Genomic DNA, 13,610 nt, shown 5'->3' with positions numbered 1-13,610 from the left:
CCAAGGCCACGGGCGTTTGTCGTTCCAGGGCGGCGTTGTCGCCTCGCGTCGTCGACGCGGCCGCCGTGGCTAGCCGGCGAGAGCCTCGGCCCGGCGCGGCTCGCGCTCGAGCGCGATACCGAAGCGCCCCTGCACCTCGGCGGCCACGGCGCCGGCAAAGCGCAGCAGTTCCTCGGCACTGCCCCCGCCGTGATGCACCAGGACCAGTGCCTGACGGTCGTGGACCCCGAAGTGTCCCCGGCGCCAGCCCTTGAGGCCGCAGCGGTCGATCAGCCAGCCGGCGGCGAGCTTGACCCCGCCCCCCGGCTGGGGAAAGTGCGGCAGGTCGGGGTGGGCCTGCAGCAGGCGCTCGGCCGCGGCCGGCGACACCACCGGGTTCTTGAAGAAGCTGCCGGCATTGCCCAGCGTGGCGGGATCGGGCAGTTTCTCGCGACGCACGGCGCAGACCGCCTCGGCCACGCCGAGGGGCGTCGGCGCGGCACCGACCCGGCTCGCCAGATCGCCGTATGCCAGGCGGGGAGCCGCTCGACGCGACAGGCGCATGACCAGCCGGGTGATCACTACCCGCCCCGCCAGGGCCCCCTTGAAGACGCTGTCACGATAGCCGAACGCACAGTCCTCGGGGGCCAGGACGGCCTCGCCGCCCTCGTCGAGATGGACCAGGTGCACGGCCTCGAGCACGTCGCAGAGCTCCACGCCATAGGCGCCGATGTTCTGGATCGGTGCCGCGCCGCAATGCCCCGGGATCAGCGCCAGGTTCTCCAGGCCCCAGAGGCCGCGTCGGGCCAGGGCCATGACCAGCTCGTGCCAGACCACGCCGGCCTCGGCATGCACCCTGACCTCGTCGCCGCCGTCGTCCTCGAGCCACCACTCGGCCATGGCGGGACGCAGCACCAGGCCGGGGAGGCGTGCGGGAAGGATCAGGTTACTGCCGCCGCCGAGCAGCAGGGTCGGCCAGGCGCGGGCCCGGGCCGTGCCCAGCGCCTCGCGCAGTTGGGGCAGGGTCCGCGGCGCCGCGACACGCTCGGCGACACAGGGCAGCCCCAGGGTATTGGCCCCGGCGAGATCGACCTCGTGCTGCAGCACGAGGCTCAAGAGTCGCCCTCCAGGCGCCGGCGCAGCGCCGCCACCAGTCCCAGGGATGCCGCCTCCACCAGGTCCAGCACCTCCTCGAAGCCCTGGTCACCGCCATAGTAGGGGTCGGGGACCGCACGGTCCCGAAGGCCGGCGAAGTCCAGGAAAAGCCCCACATGGGCCTCGCTTTCGGCGGGTCGTTGCGCCTTCAGGGCCGCGAGGTTGTCCTGGTCCATGGCCAGCAGATAGTCGAAGCGTGCGAAGTCGTCCGCCGCCAGCTGGCGGGCTCGCAGGGCGGAGAGGTCGAGGCCGCGTTCGGCGGCCGCCAGCTGGGCGCGGGGATCCGGTGCCTTGCCCACGTGCCAGGGACCGATGCCGCAGGAATCGACCTCGACGCGCGCAGAGAGGCCCGCCTCGTCGAGGTGGCGCCGGAACATGCCCTCGGCGGTGGGCGACCGACAGATGTTGCCGAGACAGACGAAGAGCACGCGCATCACCGACCTCCCCCGGCGGTCCGTACCGCCTCGCGAACCCGCTCCAGGTCCTCGGCGGTATCGACGCCGGCCGGATGCGGCTGGCTCGCCAGGGCGACCTGGATGGCATGGCCATGGTGCAGGGCACGCAGCTGCTCGAGCTGCTCGAGCCGCTCGAGAGGGGATGGCGACCAGTCCCGGTACTCGGCGAGGAAGCCGACGCGATAGGCGTAGAGGCCGATATGGCGCAGCCAGGCATCGGTCTCGAGCCACTCGGGCCGGGAGGCGAAGGCGTCGCGGTCCCAGGGGATGGGCGCCCGGGAGAAGTACAGCGCGCGTCCCGACAGGGCCCGGACCACCTTCACCGCATTGGCGTTGAAGAGCGTCTCGACGTCGCCGATGGGCTCCGCCAGGGTGGCGATCGAGGCACCGGGATCGGCGAACAGGCGACTCGCCACCTGGTCGATCAACGCCGGCGGCAGCAGCGGCTCGTCGCCCTGCACGTTGACCACCACCGCCTCGTCCGCCAGGCCCAGCCGCTCGGCCACCTCGGCCAGGCGGTCGGTGCCCGAGGGGTGGTCGTCGCGCGTCATCACCACCTCGGCACCATAGCCGGCCATCGCCCCGCGGATGCGCTCGTCGTCGGTGGCCACCACCACCCGGCCGGCGGCACTGGCCAGCGCCTGACGCCAGACATGGGCAACCATCGGCTCACCGGCGATCTCGAGCAGCGGCTTGCCCGGCAGCCGCGTGGAGGCGAAGCGTGCCGGGATCACGGCGATGAAATCCTGCATGGGTCCTCCTCAGGCCTCGCCGTCGCGACCGGCCGACGGCGGCAGTTTCTCGTCCACGTCCAGCGCCCGGGCCTCTTCCGGCAGCATCACCGGGATGCCGTCGCGCACCGGGTAGGCCAGGCCGTCGAAGCGACAGATCAGCTCCTGGGCCTCGCGGTCGTACTTCAACTTGCCCTTGCACAGCGGGCAGACCAGCATCGCCAGCAGTTCCTTGTCCATGTGTCACGCCTCCGTGATCAGAGTCGGCGCCGCCGGTACGGCGGGCGCCCGGATGTTCATAGCGCCGCCAGGCGCGTGTCGAGCCAGTCGACGAAGCCCGGCTCGGGGGCCGCCTCGACCTCGAGGACCCAGGTGTCGGGACCGGCCAGGTCGCGGCACTTGACCGCATCCTTGGCGGTCATCACCACCGGCAGGTCATCGCCGAACGCCAGGTCCGCGGCCGTGAAGCGGTGGTGGTCGCCGAAGGGATGGGGACGCACCGCGAGTCCCAGCCCGCGCAGGGTGGCGAAGAAGCGCGCCGGTCGGCCGATGCCCGCCACGGCATGCACCTCGCCGGCGAAGGGCGGCGGCGCGACCGGTCGCCGCTCGCCGCCGGCCAGCGGCCGCCAGGCGGTCGGCGCCAGGCGCATGCCATGGTGCTCGATGGACAGGGCGCGGCGTGGCTCGCCGTTGACCACCACCGCATCCACCGAGGCGAGTCGCCCCGCCGGCTCGCGGAGCGGCCCGGCCGGCAGGCAGCGCCCGTTGCCGAGCCCCCAATGGCCGTCCACCACCAGGATCTCCAGGTCGCGCCCCAGCCCGAGATGCTGCAGGCCATCGTCGCTGAGCAGGATATCGCAGCCCTCCTCCAGCAGTCGCCGCGCCCCCCGGGGGCGATCCGGATCCACCACCACCGGCACGCCGGTCTGGTCGGCCAGCATGCGCGGCTCGTCGCCACAGGCCGCGGCCGGGGTCTCGTCGGCCAGGCACAGTGGATAGTGCGCCGAGTGACCGCCATAGCCGCGCGACAGGATGCCGGGCGACCAGCCCCGCTCCTGCAGGTGACGGGCCAGCCAGGCCACCAGCGGCGACTTGCCGGTGCCGCCGAGGGTGATGTTGCCGACCACCACTACCGGCACCGGGGCCCGCCAGACGTCCCGCCGCCCCTCGGCATAGGCCCGGGCCCGACGCTCGACGACCAGGCGATAGAGCGCCTCCAGCGGTCGCAGGGCCCGAAGCCAGGGCGAGCCGGCATAGGCCGCCTGGAGCCAGCGCCCGCCGAACCCCGCGCTCATGCCGGCTGGGGATCCTGGAACTGCAGGCGATGCAGGGCCGCATAGGCGCCGTCACGGGCCAGCAGCTCGGCATGGGGGCCCTGCTCGACGATCTCGCCCTGCTCCATCACCAGGATGCGGTCGGCCCGCTCGATGGTGGAGAGCCGGTGCGCGATGACGAAGGTGGTGCGGTCCCGGCAGACTTCCTCCAGGGCCGCCTGGATATGCCGCTCGGACTCGGTGTCCAGGGCCGAGGTGGCCTCGTCGAGGACCAGCAGGGGCGCATCCTTGAAGATCGCCCGGGCGATGGCCAGTCGCTGGCGCTGGCCGCCGGAGAGCATCACGCCGTTCTCCCCCACCACGGTGTCGTAGCCCCCGGACAGCCGTTCGATGAACTCGTGGGCGTGGGCGGCCCGCGCCGCGGCCTCGATGGCTTCCGGCGAGGCGTCATCCACCCCGTAGGCGATGTTGGCGGCGATGCTGGCGTTGAACAGGGTCACCTGCTGGGACACCAGGGCGATCCGCCGGCGCAGCGGATGCAGGCGATAGTCCTCGAGGGGCACGCCATCGACCAGGATCCGGCCGGCGGTCGGCCGATAGAACCGCGGCAGCAGGCCCATCAGGGTCGACTTGCCGCTGCCCGAGCGACCGACGATGGCGACCATCTCGCCGGGCGCCACCTCCAGGTCGATGCCCTTGAGCACCTCCGGCTGGTCCTCGCCGTAGGCGAAGCGCACGCCCTCGAAGCGCACCCGGCCCTCGAGACGCCCCGGCTCCACGGTGCCCCGATCCTCCTCGGGCGGCTGCTCCAGCAGCCCGAACAGCTCGCCGGCGGCGGCGATGCCCTTCTGGATGGTGGCGTTGATCTCGGTGAGCTGGCGGACCGGCTTGGCCATCAGCGCTGCGGCGGTGATGAAGGCGACGAACTCCCCGGGGGTCATGTCCGCCATCAGCGCCGGCGACATGGCCAGCCACACCAGGACCGCCAGCGACAACGCCACCAGCAGCTGGATCACCGGCGTGCTGGTGGCCTTGGTCAGGGCCTCCTTCATGCTCTGGCGCCGGTTGATCTCGCTGGCCCGGGCGAAGCGGGCCTTCTCGAAGGCCTCGGCGCCGTGGGTACGCACCACCCGATAGCCGGACAGCGCTTCGGAGGCCACATGGGTGACCTCGCCCATGGAGCGCTGGATGCGCCGCGAGATGCGCCGGAAGCGCTTGCTGGCGTAGCTGACCACGCCGCCGATCAGCGGGGTCACGGTCAGGAACAGCAGGGTCAGCATCCAATTGGTCCACAGCAGGTAGGCGACCAGGCCGACCACGAAGAGCCCCTCCCGCAGGAGAATGGTGATGGCCTTGGTGGCGGCGCCGGTGACCTGCTCCACGTGGTAGGTGACCCGGGAGATCAAATGGCCCGAGGAGTGCGCGTCGAAGAAGCGCCCCGGCAGGTGCAGCATGTGGTTGAAGACGTCGCAGCGCAGGGCGTGGACCAGGTTGCGGGCCACGTTGCTCATGAAGTAGGTGCCGAGGAAGGTGCCGAGGCCCCGGGCGGCGAACATGCCCACCACGAACAGCGGCAGCATCATCCGGAAGCTCGCGTCGGGGTTCTGGATGCCGTCGATCAGGCGCTTCATCATCTCGGCCAGGGCCGTGCTCGAGGCGGCGTAGATGACGTAGCCGAGGATGGCCAGGGCGAACGCCTTCCAGTGGGGCCTGACATAGCCCATCAGACGCTTGTAGAGGGTCCAGCCGGAGTGTTCGATCACGGTGTCTCCGCTTCAGTGGGTGTCGCCTCGGCGGTGGCGATGCGGACCTGCCGGATGCCCAGGGCACCGGCCCGGTCGAGGACGCGCACCACCGCGGCATGGGCGGCACGGCCATCGGCTTCCACCACCAGGCCCTGCTCCCGGGCGCGTTCGGCCTCGGCGCCCAGCGCCGAGGCCAGCTCGCCAGGCGCCAGGTCACGCTCGCCCAGCCGGTAGTCGCCGCGGGCGGTGACCACCACGGTGACCGGCGAGACCTCCGCGGCCACCCCGGTCGCGCTCTCGGGCAGCTCGAGCTCCAGCGCCTGGCGGGTCTCGAAGGTGGTCGAGACCATGAAGAAGATCAGCAGCAGGAAGACCACGTCGATCAGCGGGGTGAGGTTCACCTCCACCGGCTCGCGTCGCGTGCGGGGCACCCTCATGAGGGCTTCACCCGCGGCGCACGGCGCCCGTCGGCTTCCTGGCGCTCGTCCTCCTGGGGCTCATGGCGCTCCGCCAGGGTCAGGTCCCCCGGGTAATGCGCCAGGAACTCCACCACCTGCCCGGCCTGCTCCTCGAGGCGCACGGTGATGTCCTCCACGCGGCGCTGGAAGTAGCGATGGAACATCAGGGCGGGAATCGCCACGGTCAGGCCGGCGGCGGTGGTCACCAGGGCCCGGGAGATACCGCCGGCCAGGTCGGCGGTGCGCTCGACGCCGTCGCTGGCGACGATCACCGCGAACACCTCGATCATGCCCACCACCGTGCCCAGCAGGCCGATCAGCGGAGTGATCGAGGCGATGGTGCCGAGCGGGCTCAGGAAGCGCTCCATGTCGTGCACCACCGCGGTGGCCGCCTCCTGGAAGCGCGCCCTCACCTGCTCGTGGCCCAGGCGGGCATTGCGCAGGCCGGCCGCCAGCACCCCACCCAGGGGCGAATGGCTCTCCAGCCAGTAGAGGTTGACCTGGCCCCGGTCCACCAACGCGCAGACTTCCTGGCCGAGCCCCTGCGGGGCGATCCGCGACGCCCTCAGGGTCCACAGGCGCTCGATGACGATCACCACCGCCACGACCGAACACCCCAGCAACGGCACCATCAGCCAGCCCCCGGCGATCAGGGCCTCCATCATGTTCATATGGCGGTCACCTCCCTCGAGCCCTCACCGGTGAATATCCGGCATCGATGGGGGCGATTCTACCGCAAGGCAGCCGCCTCCGACACCGCCGCGGCGCCCGGCGGGCGGCCTTTCGGCCTCCACCACCAGGCCCTCCCGGCGACCCAGGCGCAGGGTCACCGCTCCGTCCCGGGCCGTGTTCCACAGGCAGCTGCCCGCTCCCCGGAAACGGCGGACCACCACCGGGTCGGGGTGGCCGAAGGGGTTGTCCCGGGCGGCACTGAAGATCACCTGGCGCGGCGACACCCGGCGCACGAAGCCGGCCCCGGAGCTGGTGCGGCTGCCATGGTGGCCGGCCACCAGCACCGTCACGGGGCCGTCCAGGGCGGGCAGCAGGCTGCGCTCCACCCGTCGCCCGGCATCGCCGGTGATCAGCAGGCGGTGGGGGCCGGCCGTGACCAGCAGCACGCAGGACCGGTCATTGTCCGACAGGCCCGCGACCGCCTCGGGGGGCCAGAGCACCCGGAACTCCACGCCGTCGCGTCGCCAGCGGCGCCCCGCGGAGCAAGGGGCCGTGGCGACCGGATGGGAATCCCCGACCGGCGCCAGGTAGCGGTCGACCCGGTGGTCGGCGACCAGGCCGGGGAGGCCGCCGGCATGATCCCGGTCGGCATGGCCGATGATGACGTCGTCGAAGTGCTGGCCCGGCGGCCACAGCGAGGACAGCGGCATGAAGCCGGAGCCGAAGCGCGGCCCGGTGTCGACCAGCGCGCGATAGCCGGCGGTGCGCAGGCTCACCAACTGCCCCTGGCCGACATCGTGGATGCGCACCCACAGCGTGCCGGGCGCCGGAAGCGGCGTCGCCAGCCACAGCGGCAGGGTCGCCAGCAGGCCGCTGCCGACCAGGCGCAGGCGCCGGTCCAGCCCGGGCAGGGCCCACAACAGGCTGAGCAGCCCCAGGCCGAGGGCCAGGGGCAGGATCCAGGCGGCCGGCGGATGCCACAGGGGCAGGAGCTCGACGGCCCATGACAGGGCCATGGCCAGGCCCGCCGCCAGCCTCGCGAACAGCCACCAGCAGGCGTCGCCCAGAAGCGGCACCCAGGCCAGCAGCCAGCCGGCGAGCCCCAGCGGCACCATCAGGCTGCCGACCAGCGGCACGGCGAACAGGTTGACCAGGGGGCCGGCCGGGGCGAGACGACCGAAGGCCAGCAGCACCGCCGCCGCCATCAGCGGCGCCAGCAGCAGCTGGGTGCGTCCCAGCGCCCACAGCCAGCCCCGCCAGCCGCGGGGACGCGCTCGCCCCTGCCAGACCAGGATCAGCAGTGCCACCGCGACGAACGACAGCCAGAGCCCGGGCCGCCAGATCGACAGCGGATCGACCACCACCACCAGGCCGAGCGCCAGCCACCAGGCCTGCCAGGGTCCCGGCGCATGGCGACCGCTGGCCACCCAGAGCCCCAGCAGGGTCATGATCATGGCCCGCAGCGCGGGGGGCTCGAGACCGGCGAGCCCGGCGTAGCCCACCGCCATGGCCGCGGCGAGCCACCAGGGCCATACGGCCATGCGCCAGCCCGCCGGTGCCAGGCACCAGGCCAGGGCGCGGCCCAGCCACAGCGTGAAGCCGGCCACGAGTCCCACGTGGAGCCCCGAGATCACCATCAGGTGGGTGGTGCCGCTGGCATTGAGCAGGTCCCAGTCCGCCGCCTCCAGGCGCTGGCTGGCGCCCAGCGTCAGGGCCGCCAGCCAGCGGGCCGGGCGCGGTGGCAGGTCGCGGTCGTCGAGCCATGCCAGGGCCCGCTGCCGCCAGGAGGGGGACGCCGGTACGAGTCGTCGGGGCGGCGGGGCCTGGCGCACATAGCCGGTGGCCTGGATGCCTTCCCGCCACAGCCAGGCCCGGTAGTCGAAGGCGCCCGGGTTGGCGAAGCCGCTCGGCGGTCGCAGGCGCACGACCAGCCGCCAGGTTGCGCCCGCCCGGAATGCACTGCCCGGTGGCAGGGTCCCCGCGAAGGCGCTGAGCCGGACCCGCGACAGTCCGCTGCAGGCCGGCAAGCCGGTCGCCAGGGGACGGCAGTCGCTGACCGCCATGTCCAGGCGCCACTGGCGGCCCTCCCGGGAGGCGGCCAGCAGCCGCCCCTCGAGCCGCAGGTCCTGACGGCTCAGCCCCGGGGCCAACTCACCGCCACGCACCACCAGGAGCTGGGCGGCCACCGCCAGCATGACCAGCACCAGCAGCGCCTCCCGGACGCGCCGGCCGGCCGCCAGGCCCAGCAACGCCAGGCCCAGCGCCTGGAGCAGCGCCGTCGAGGCAAGGTGGCCCGTGAGGCCGCCCCCCAGGGCGGCGAAGGCCAGGGGCATGGCCAGTCCGCAGCGCATCACATCGTCCCTGATCGGCACCATGGCACGTCCTCGTTGACGCACGGCATGGCGAGGCAGTCGGCTTGTATGGATAATAGCCCGGGTATCGAAGTCGCGAGCCCGACCCCATGCCGCGCCGAGTCCTGCAGCGCTACCTGCCCCACCCCGAGACCCTCAGGCGCCAGCGCTCCCTGCGCTTCCTGCGGCACCTGATCGGCAACCCGTCGCTATGGATGCTGTCCCGGCGCAGCGTGGCCAATGCCTTCTTCGTGGGCCTGTTCAGCGCCCTGCTGCCGATCCCCTTCCAGATGGCGGTGGCCGCCCTGGGCGCCTGGGGCCTGCGCTGCAACCTGCCGCTGTCGGTGGGCCTGGTGTGGATCACCAACCCCCTGACCATGCCACTGATCTTCTACGGCAATTACCGCCTCGGCGCCTGGGTGCTGGACCTCCCCGTCCGCGAGGTCCCCGACCGCCTGTCCACCCACTGGATCGCCGATCAGATGCTCGACATCCTCCCGGCCCTGGCGCTGGGATCGCTGATGGCCGCGGTGCTGGCGGGGCTGACGGGAAGCCTGGTGATCCGGCTGATCTGGCGCTGGCAGGTGGCGCGCAGCTGGAAGCGCCGCGCCATGCGCCGCCGTCGCTGCCAGGCCGACGAACGCGCCTGAGCGCCGGGCCCGCCGACAGCGGGCCCGGCCTGGATCAGCCCGGGTCGGACTGGGGGGAGAGGCGACCGCCGTCCAGGCGCATCACGCGGTCCTGGTGGGCGGCCAGGGCGGGGTCGTGGGTGACGATGACGAAGGCACAGGCGGCGCTGTCGGCCAGTTCGTCCATCAGCGCCAGGATGCTGGCGGCGGTGGCCTGGTCGAGGTTGCCGGTGGGCTCGTCCATCAGCACCAGGCTGGGGTCGGTGACCAGCGCCCGGGCGATGGCCACCCGCTGGCGCTCGCCGCCGGAGAGCTCGCCGGGCTTGTGATCGGCCCGGCCTTCCATGCCCACCCGGGCCAGCAGTTCCAGGGCCCGGGCCTCGGCGACCTTCTTGCGCTGCCCGCGCACGATCAGTGGCAGGGCCGCATTCTCCAGGGCAGTGAACTCCGCCAGCAGGTGGTGGAACTGGTAGACGAAGCCGATATGGCGGTTGCGGAAGCGCCCCAGCTCGGCATCGCCCATGGCCAGCAGCGACTGGTCGGCGATGCGCACCTCACCATGGGTGGGCCGGTCGAGACCGCCCAGCAGGTTGAGCAGGGTGGTCTTGCCGGAACCGGAGCTGCCGACCACGGCCACGCGCTCGCCGGCCCGTACCTGCAGCTCGAGCTCGTCGAGCACGGTGAGATCCTGGGGCCCTTCCCGGTAGATGCGGGTCAGGCCGCGACACTCCAGCATCACCTCGCCCTGCACCGGCTGCCGGTCGAGGGTCCGGGTCATGGCGGTATCATTCATAGCGCAGCACCTCGGCAGGCTGGACCCGGGCCGCACGCCAGGCCGGATAGAGGGTCGACAGGAAGGTCAGCACGAAGGCCGCGGCGATGATGTTGCCCACATCCGACCACAGCAGCTGGGAAGGCAGCTCGCTGATGAAGTAGACCCCGGCATCGAGGAAGCTGATGCCCAGCGTCGACTCGAGGAAGCCGATGAGGTCGGCGACGGTCAGTGCCAGCAGCACACCGAGGCCCACGCCCATCAGGATGCCGATCACGCCGATGGCCAATCCCTGGACCATGAAGATCCCCATGATCGAGCGGGGCGTGGCACCGATGGTGCGCAGGATGGCGATGTCGGCGTGCTTGTCGGTGACCACCATCACCAGGGTCGAGACGATGTTGAAGGCCGCCACGGCGATGATCACGGTGAGCAGCAGCGCGATCATGCGCTTCTCCATCTGGATGGCCTGGAAGAGGTTACCCCGGGTGTAGGTCCAGTCCAGGCCCCGGTACCCCGGGCCCAGGTCGTCGATGATCGCCCGGGTCACGCCACCGGCCTGGAAGAGATCGTCCAACTCCAGGCGCAGGCCACCCACGGCGTCGCCCATGCGCGCCAGGGTCTGCATGTCCTCGATGTTGGCGTAGGCCAGGCTGGCATCCAGGTCCGCACCGACGCTGAAGATGCCACTCACGGTGAAGCGCTTGAGACGGGGAAAGACGCCGGCGGGGGTGATCGAGGCCTCGGGCACCAGCAGGGTCACGCGGTCGCCCACGCCGACCCCGAGCTGGCGCGCCAGCAGCGAGCCGAGCACGATGTTCCACTCGCCCGGCGCCAAGTCCTCGAGGCTGCCCCGGCGCATGTGCTCGTCGACGATCGACACCCGGCTCTCCCACTCGGGCTCGATGCCGTTGACCAGGGCCCCCTGGTTGCGACCGCCCACCGAGAACATGCCCTGCTGCTGGATGTAGGGAGCGGCGCCGATGACATGCTCGCGCTGCGTCAGCCGCTCGGCCAGGGGTTGCCAGTCGGTCAGCCCGGACGGCACCTCGATGCGGGTGTGGGGGACCATGCCCAGCACCCGGGTGCGCAGCTCGCGGTCGAAGCCGTTCATCACGGACAGCACCAGGATCAGCACGGCCACGCCCAGGGTCAGCCCCAGCATGGAGGTCAGGGAGATGAAGGAGATGAAGTGGTTGCGACGCTTGGCGCGCACGTAGCGCAACCCGATCAGGAAAGGCAGACGGTCCAGCATATGAGCGTTCCTTGTCGGCGGGCGCTCATGGTACGGTTTTTTGCCAGGCACTGCATCGCCGTCGGGGCAGATTTGCGCGATCCTTGCATCATCCGCCCCGCCGGCCTAAATTCGCGCCTTTCATGACACGCGACGAGACCCCGCCGATGGCCAATCGCCTGCTGCCCGAATGGGCCCCCCAGGATGCCGTGCAACTCACCTGGCCCGGCCCCGCCAGCGACTGGGCGCCCCTGATGGAGCGTATCGAGGCCACCCTCGAGAGCCTGGTGATGGCCATCGGCCGCTACCAGACGGTACTGATCGCCGTGCCCGACGCGGCGACCCGCGCGCGGCTGGGCGAGGGGTTCGCCCGACGCGGCCTGCCCGCCGGGCGCCTGCGGCTGGTGGTCGCCGAGGCCGACGACACCTGGGCCCGGGACCATGGCCCGATCACCGTGATGCGGGACGGCGCCCCCCGGCTGCTGGACTATGTCTTCACCGGCTGGGGCGGCAAGTTCGCCGCCGGACGCGACGACAGCCTGACCCGCCGCCTGGCCGAGGCCGGTGCCTTCGCCTGCCCCCGGGTCTCCCGCGACCTGGTGCTGGAAGGCGGGGCCATCGACACCGACGGCGAGGGCACCCTGCTCACCACCGAGGCCTGCCTGCTCAACGACAACCGCAACCCCGGCCTCGACCGTGCCGCCATCGAGGCCCGGCTCGCGGCGGACCTCGGCGTCTCCCGAGTGCTGTGGCTCGCCCACGGCCACCTGGAGGGCGACGACACCGACAGCCATGTGGATACCCTGGCCCGCTTCTGCGACCCGACCACCATCGCCTACGTGCGCTGCGACGACCCCACCGACCCCCACTACCCGGCGCTGGCCGCCATGGAGGCCGAGCTGCAGTCCCTGCGCCGCGCGGACGGCACGCCCTACCGGCTGGTGCCGCTGCCCTGGCCACGCCCCTGCCGCGATCCCGAGGATGGCCACCGGCTGCCGGCCACCTACGCCAACTTCCTGATCATCAACGGGGCCGTGCTGGTGCCGGTCTACGGCGACCCCGCCGACCACCGGGCCCTCGAGGCCCTGGCCGGCGCCTTCCCGGACCGCGACGTCGTGCCCATCGACTGCACGACCGTCATCCGCCAGCACGGCAGCCTGCACTGCCTGACCATGCAGCTGCCCCGGGGCACCCTGGCCCCGGCCCCCGTTCCCGCCGAAGGAGAGAGCCCATGACCCGCACCCTCAAGGTCGGACTGGTCCAGCAGTCGGCCTGGCCCGACAAGGCCCGGAGCCTGGCCGAGAGCGAAGCCGGCATCCGCGAGCTCGCCGCCGCCGGCGCCGAGCTGGTGGTGCTGCAGGAGTTGCACGCCACCCACTACTTCTGCCAGCACGAGGCCGTCGAGGTCTTCGACCTGGCCGAGCCCCTGGACGGCCCCACCGGCCGCCACCTGGCAGGCCTGGCGGCGGAACTCGGCATCGTGCTGATGGGCTCGCTGTTCGAGCGACGCGCCGCCGGTGTCTATCACAACACCGCCGTGGTCTACGATCGCGAGCGGGCCCGGGTCGGCCACTACCGCAAGATGCACATCCCCGACGACCCGGGCTTCTTCGAAAAGTTCTACTTCACGCCCGGCGACCACGACGACGCCCGCGGCCAGGGCTTCCAGCCCATCGACACCTCGGTGGGACGGCTCGGCGTGCTGGTGTGCTGGGACCAGTGGTACCCGGAGGCCGCGCGGCTGATGGCCATGGCCGGCGCGGAACTGCTGCTCTACCCTACCGCCATCGGCTGGCATCCGCCCGACGACGACGACGAGAAGGCCCGCCAGAAGGAGGCCTGGACGCTGATCCAGCGCAGCCACGCGGTGGCCAACGGCCTGCCGGTGGTGGTGGCCAACCGGGTCGGCCATGAGCCCGACCCTTCCGGGGTCAGCCCCGGCATCGACTTCTGGGGCGGCAGCTTCATCTGCGGCCCGCAGGGCGAGCTGCTGGCCCATGCCGGCGGCGAGGCCGAGCGCCTGCTGGTGACCCTGGACCTGGACCGTGGCGAGGACGTGCGGCGCATCTGGCCCTACCTCAGGGATCGTCGCATCGATGCCTATGGCGACCTGACCCGGCGCTATCGCGACTGAGCACACTCGAAGCTCGAAGCT

General features: G+C 72.0%; 14 protein-coding genes. 3 read left to right on the top strand and 11 right to left on the bottom strand.

The genetic code is table 11. The annotated features are described in order from the left end of the window. Positions 1-69: 69 nt before the first annotated feature. Genes murB through OCT48_RS06070 form a run of 9 tightly spaced genes read right to left on the bottom strand, consistent with a single transcriptional unit; the run spans position 70 to position 8,844 of the window. A complete protein-coding gene (gene murB, locus OCT48_RS06110) occupies positions 70-1,095 on the bottom strand; it encodes a UDP-N-acetylmuramate dehydrogenase (RefSeq protein ID WP_263591818.1) in 1,026 nt (341 codons plus the stop codon). Beyond that, the gene (locus tag OCT48_RS06105; protein WP_263591817.1) at positions 1,092-1,568 is read right to left on the bottom strand and encodes a low molecular weight protein-tyrosine-phosphatase; all 477 of its coding nucleotides are present in this window, start codon (positions 1,566-1,568) and stop codon (positions 1,092-1,094) included. Before OCT48_RS06105 ends, murB begins: the two co-directional genes overlap by 4 nt. Next, a complete protein-coding gene (kdsB, locus tag OCT48_RS06100) occupies positions 1,568-2,341 on the bottom strand; it encodes a 3-deoxy-manno-octulosonate cytidylyltransferase (protein WP_263591816.1) in 774 nt (257 codons plus the stop codon). Before kdsB ends, OCT48_RS06105 begins: the two co-directional genes overlap by 1 nt. A gap of 9 nt (positions 2,342-2,350) precedes the next feature. Continuing rightward, the gene (locus OCT48_RS06095; RefSeq protein ID WP_263591815.1) at positions 2,351-2,560 is read right to left on the bottom strand and encodes a Trm112 family protein; all 210 of its coding nucleotides are present in this window, start codon (positions 2,558-2,560) and stop codon (positions 2,351-2,353) included. A 56-nt stretch (positions 2,561-2,616) separates the two neighbouring features. Then, positions 2,617-3,615 carry a tetraacyldisaccharide 4'-kinase gene (gene lpxK, locus OCT48_RS06090; protein ID WP_263591814.1) on the bottom strand — a complete coding sequence of 333 codons (999 nt, stop codon included), beginning with the start codon at positions 3,613-3,615 and terminating at the stop codon, positions 2,617-2,619. Continuing rightward, on the bottom strand, positions 3,612-5,318 hold the full coding sequence (msbA, locus tag OCT48_RS06085; protein WP_263592585.1) for a lipid A export permease/ATP-binding protein MsbA: 1,707 nt from the start codon (positions 5,316-5,318) through the stop codon (positions 3,612-3,614). The genes lpxK and msbA overlap by 4 nt, the downstream gene beginning before the upstream one ends. A gap of 35 nt (positions 5,319-5,353) precedes the next feature. After that, positions 5,354-5,776, bottom strand: a complete 423-nt coding sequence (locus OCT48_RS06080) for an ExbD/TolR family protein (RefSeq protein ID WP_263591813.1) — start codon at positions 5,774-5,776, stop codon at positions 5,354-5,356. Continuing rightward, entirely contained in the window at positions 5,773-6,468 is a 696-nt protein-coding gene (locus OCT48_RS06075) for a MotA/TolQ/ExbB proton channel family protein (protein ID WP_263591812.1), read from the bottom strand. Before OCT48_RS06075 ends, OCT48_RS06080 begins: the two co-directional genes overlap by 4 nt. 24 nt (positions 6,469-6,492) lie before the next feature. Next, positions 6,493-8,844 carry a DNA internalization-related competence protein ComEC/Rec2 gene (locus tag OCT48_RS06070; RefSeq protein WP_263591811.1) on the bottom strand — a complete coding sequence of 784 codons (2,352 nt, stop codon included), beginning with the start codon at positions 8,842-8,844 and terminating at the stop codon, positions 6,493-6,495. 86 nt (positions 8,845-8,930) lie between these two features. Here OCT48_RS06070 and OCT48_RS06065 point away from each other — a divergent pair, with 86 nt between their 5' ends. Next, a complete protein-coding gene (locus OCT48_RS06065; protein ID WP_263591810.1) occupies positions 8,931-9,470 on the top strand; it encodes a DUF2062 domain-containing protein in 540 nt (179 codons plus the stop codon). 34 nt (positions 9,471-9,504) lie between these two features. On the opposite strand, the gene OCT48_RS06060 is transcribed toward OCT48_RS06065, so the two are convergent. Both OCT48_RS06060 and OCT48_RS06055 read right to left on the bottom strand, forming a co-directional pair. Continuing rightward, complete coding sequence (locus tag OCT48_RS06060) at positions 9,505-10,242, bottom strand: ABC transporter ATP-binding protein (RefSeq protein ID WP_263591809.1); 738 nt, start codon at positions 10,240-10,242, stop codon at positions 9,505-9,507. Next, a complete protein-coding gene (locus OCT48_RS06055) occupies positions 10,235-11,476 on the bottom strand; it encodes a lipoprotein-releasing ABC transporter permease subunit (protein ID WP_263591808.1) in 1,242 nt (413 codons plus the stop codon). The genes OCT48_RS06060 and OCT48_RS06055 overlap by 8 nt, the downstream gene beginning before the upstream one ends. 146 nt (positions 11,477-11,622) lie before the next feature. Here OCT48_RS06055 and OCT48_RS06050 point away from each other — a divergent pair, with 146 nt between their 5' ends. After that, positions 11,623-12,690: an agmatine/peptidylarginine deiminase gene (locus OCT48_RS06050; RefSeq protein ID WP_263592584.1), complete on the top strand. Its 1,068-nt coding sequence runs from the start codon at positions 11,623-11,625 to the stop codon at positions 12,688-12,690. After that, on the top strand, positions 12,687-13,589 hold the full coding sequence (locus OCT48_RS06045; protein ID WP_263591807.1) for a carbon-nitrogen hydrolase: 903 nt from the start codon (positions 12,687-12,689) through the stop codon (positions 13,587-13,589). Before OCT48_RS06050 ends, OCT48_RS06045 begins: the two co-directional genes overlap by 4 nt. Positions 13,590-13,610: the final 21 nt, after the last annotated feature.

The sequence above is a fragment of the Halomonas sp. M4R1S46 genome (assembly GCF_025725685.1).
Lineage (GTDB): Bacteria > Pseudomonadota > Gammaproteobacteria > Pseudomonadales > Halomonadaceae > Halomonas.
Note: the sequence above shows the minus strand (reverse complement) of the source record. Positions and strands in the feature narration are given on the sequence as shown.

Coding starts and splice junctions, on each gene's coding strand:
- OCT48_RS06105 (WP_263591817.1), bottom strand. CDS start 1,568: ATGCGCGTGCTCTTCGTCTGTCTCGGCAACATCTGTCGGTCGCCCACC.
- kdsB (WP_263591816.1), bottom strand. CDS start 2,341: ATGCAGGATTTCATCGCCGTGATCCCGGCACGCTTCGCCTCCACGCGG.
- OCT48_RS06095 (WP_263591815.1), bottom strand. CDS start 2,560: ATGGACAAGGAACTGCTGGCGATGCTGGTCTGCCCGCTGTGCAAGGGC.
- lpxK (WP_263591814.1), bottom strand. CDS start 3,615: ATGAGCGCGGGGTTCGGCGGGCGCTGGCTCCAGGCGGCCTATGCCGGC.
- msbA (WP_263592585.1), bottom strand. CDS start 5,318: ATGGGCTATGTCAGGCCCCACTGGAAGGCGTTCGCCCTGGCCATCCTC.
- OCT48_RS06080 (WP_263591813.1), bottom strand. CDS start 5,776: ATGAGGGTGCCCCGCACGCGACGCGAGCCGGTGGAGGTGAACCTCACC.
- OCT48_RS06075 (WP_263591812.1), bottom strand. CDS start 6,468: ATGAACATGATGGAGGCCCTGATCGCCGGGGGCTGGCTGATGGTGCCG.
- OCT48_RS06070 (WP_263591811.1), bottom strand. CDS start 8,844: ATGGTGCCGATCAGGGACGATGTGATGCGCTGCGGACTGGCCATGCCC.
- OCT48_RS06065 (WP_263591810.1), top strand. CDS start 8,931: ATGCCGCGCCGAGTCCTGCAGCGCTACCTGCCCCACCCCGAGACCCTC.
- OCT48_RS06060 (WP_263591809.1), bottom strand. CDS start 10,242: ATGAATGATACCGCCATGACCCGGACCCTCGACCGGCAGCCGGTGCAG.
- OCT48_RS06055 (WP_263591808.1), bottom strand. CDS start 11,476: ATGCTGGACCGTCTGCCTTTCCTGATCGGGTTGCGCTACGTGCGCGCC.
- OCT48_RS06050 (WP_263592584.1), top strand. CDS start 11,623: ATGGCCAATCGCCTGCTGCCCGAATGGGCCCCCCAGGATGCCGTGCAA.
- OCT48_RS06045 (WP_263591807.1), top strand. CDS start 12,687: ATGACCCGCACCCTCAAGGTCGGACTGGTCCAGCAGTCGGCCTGGCCC.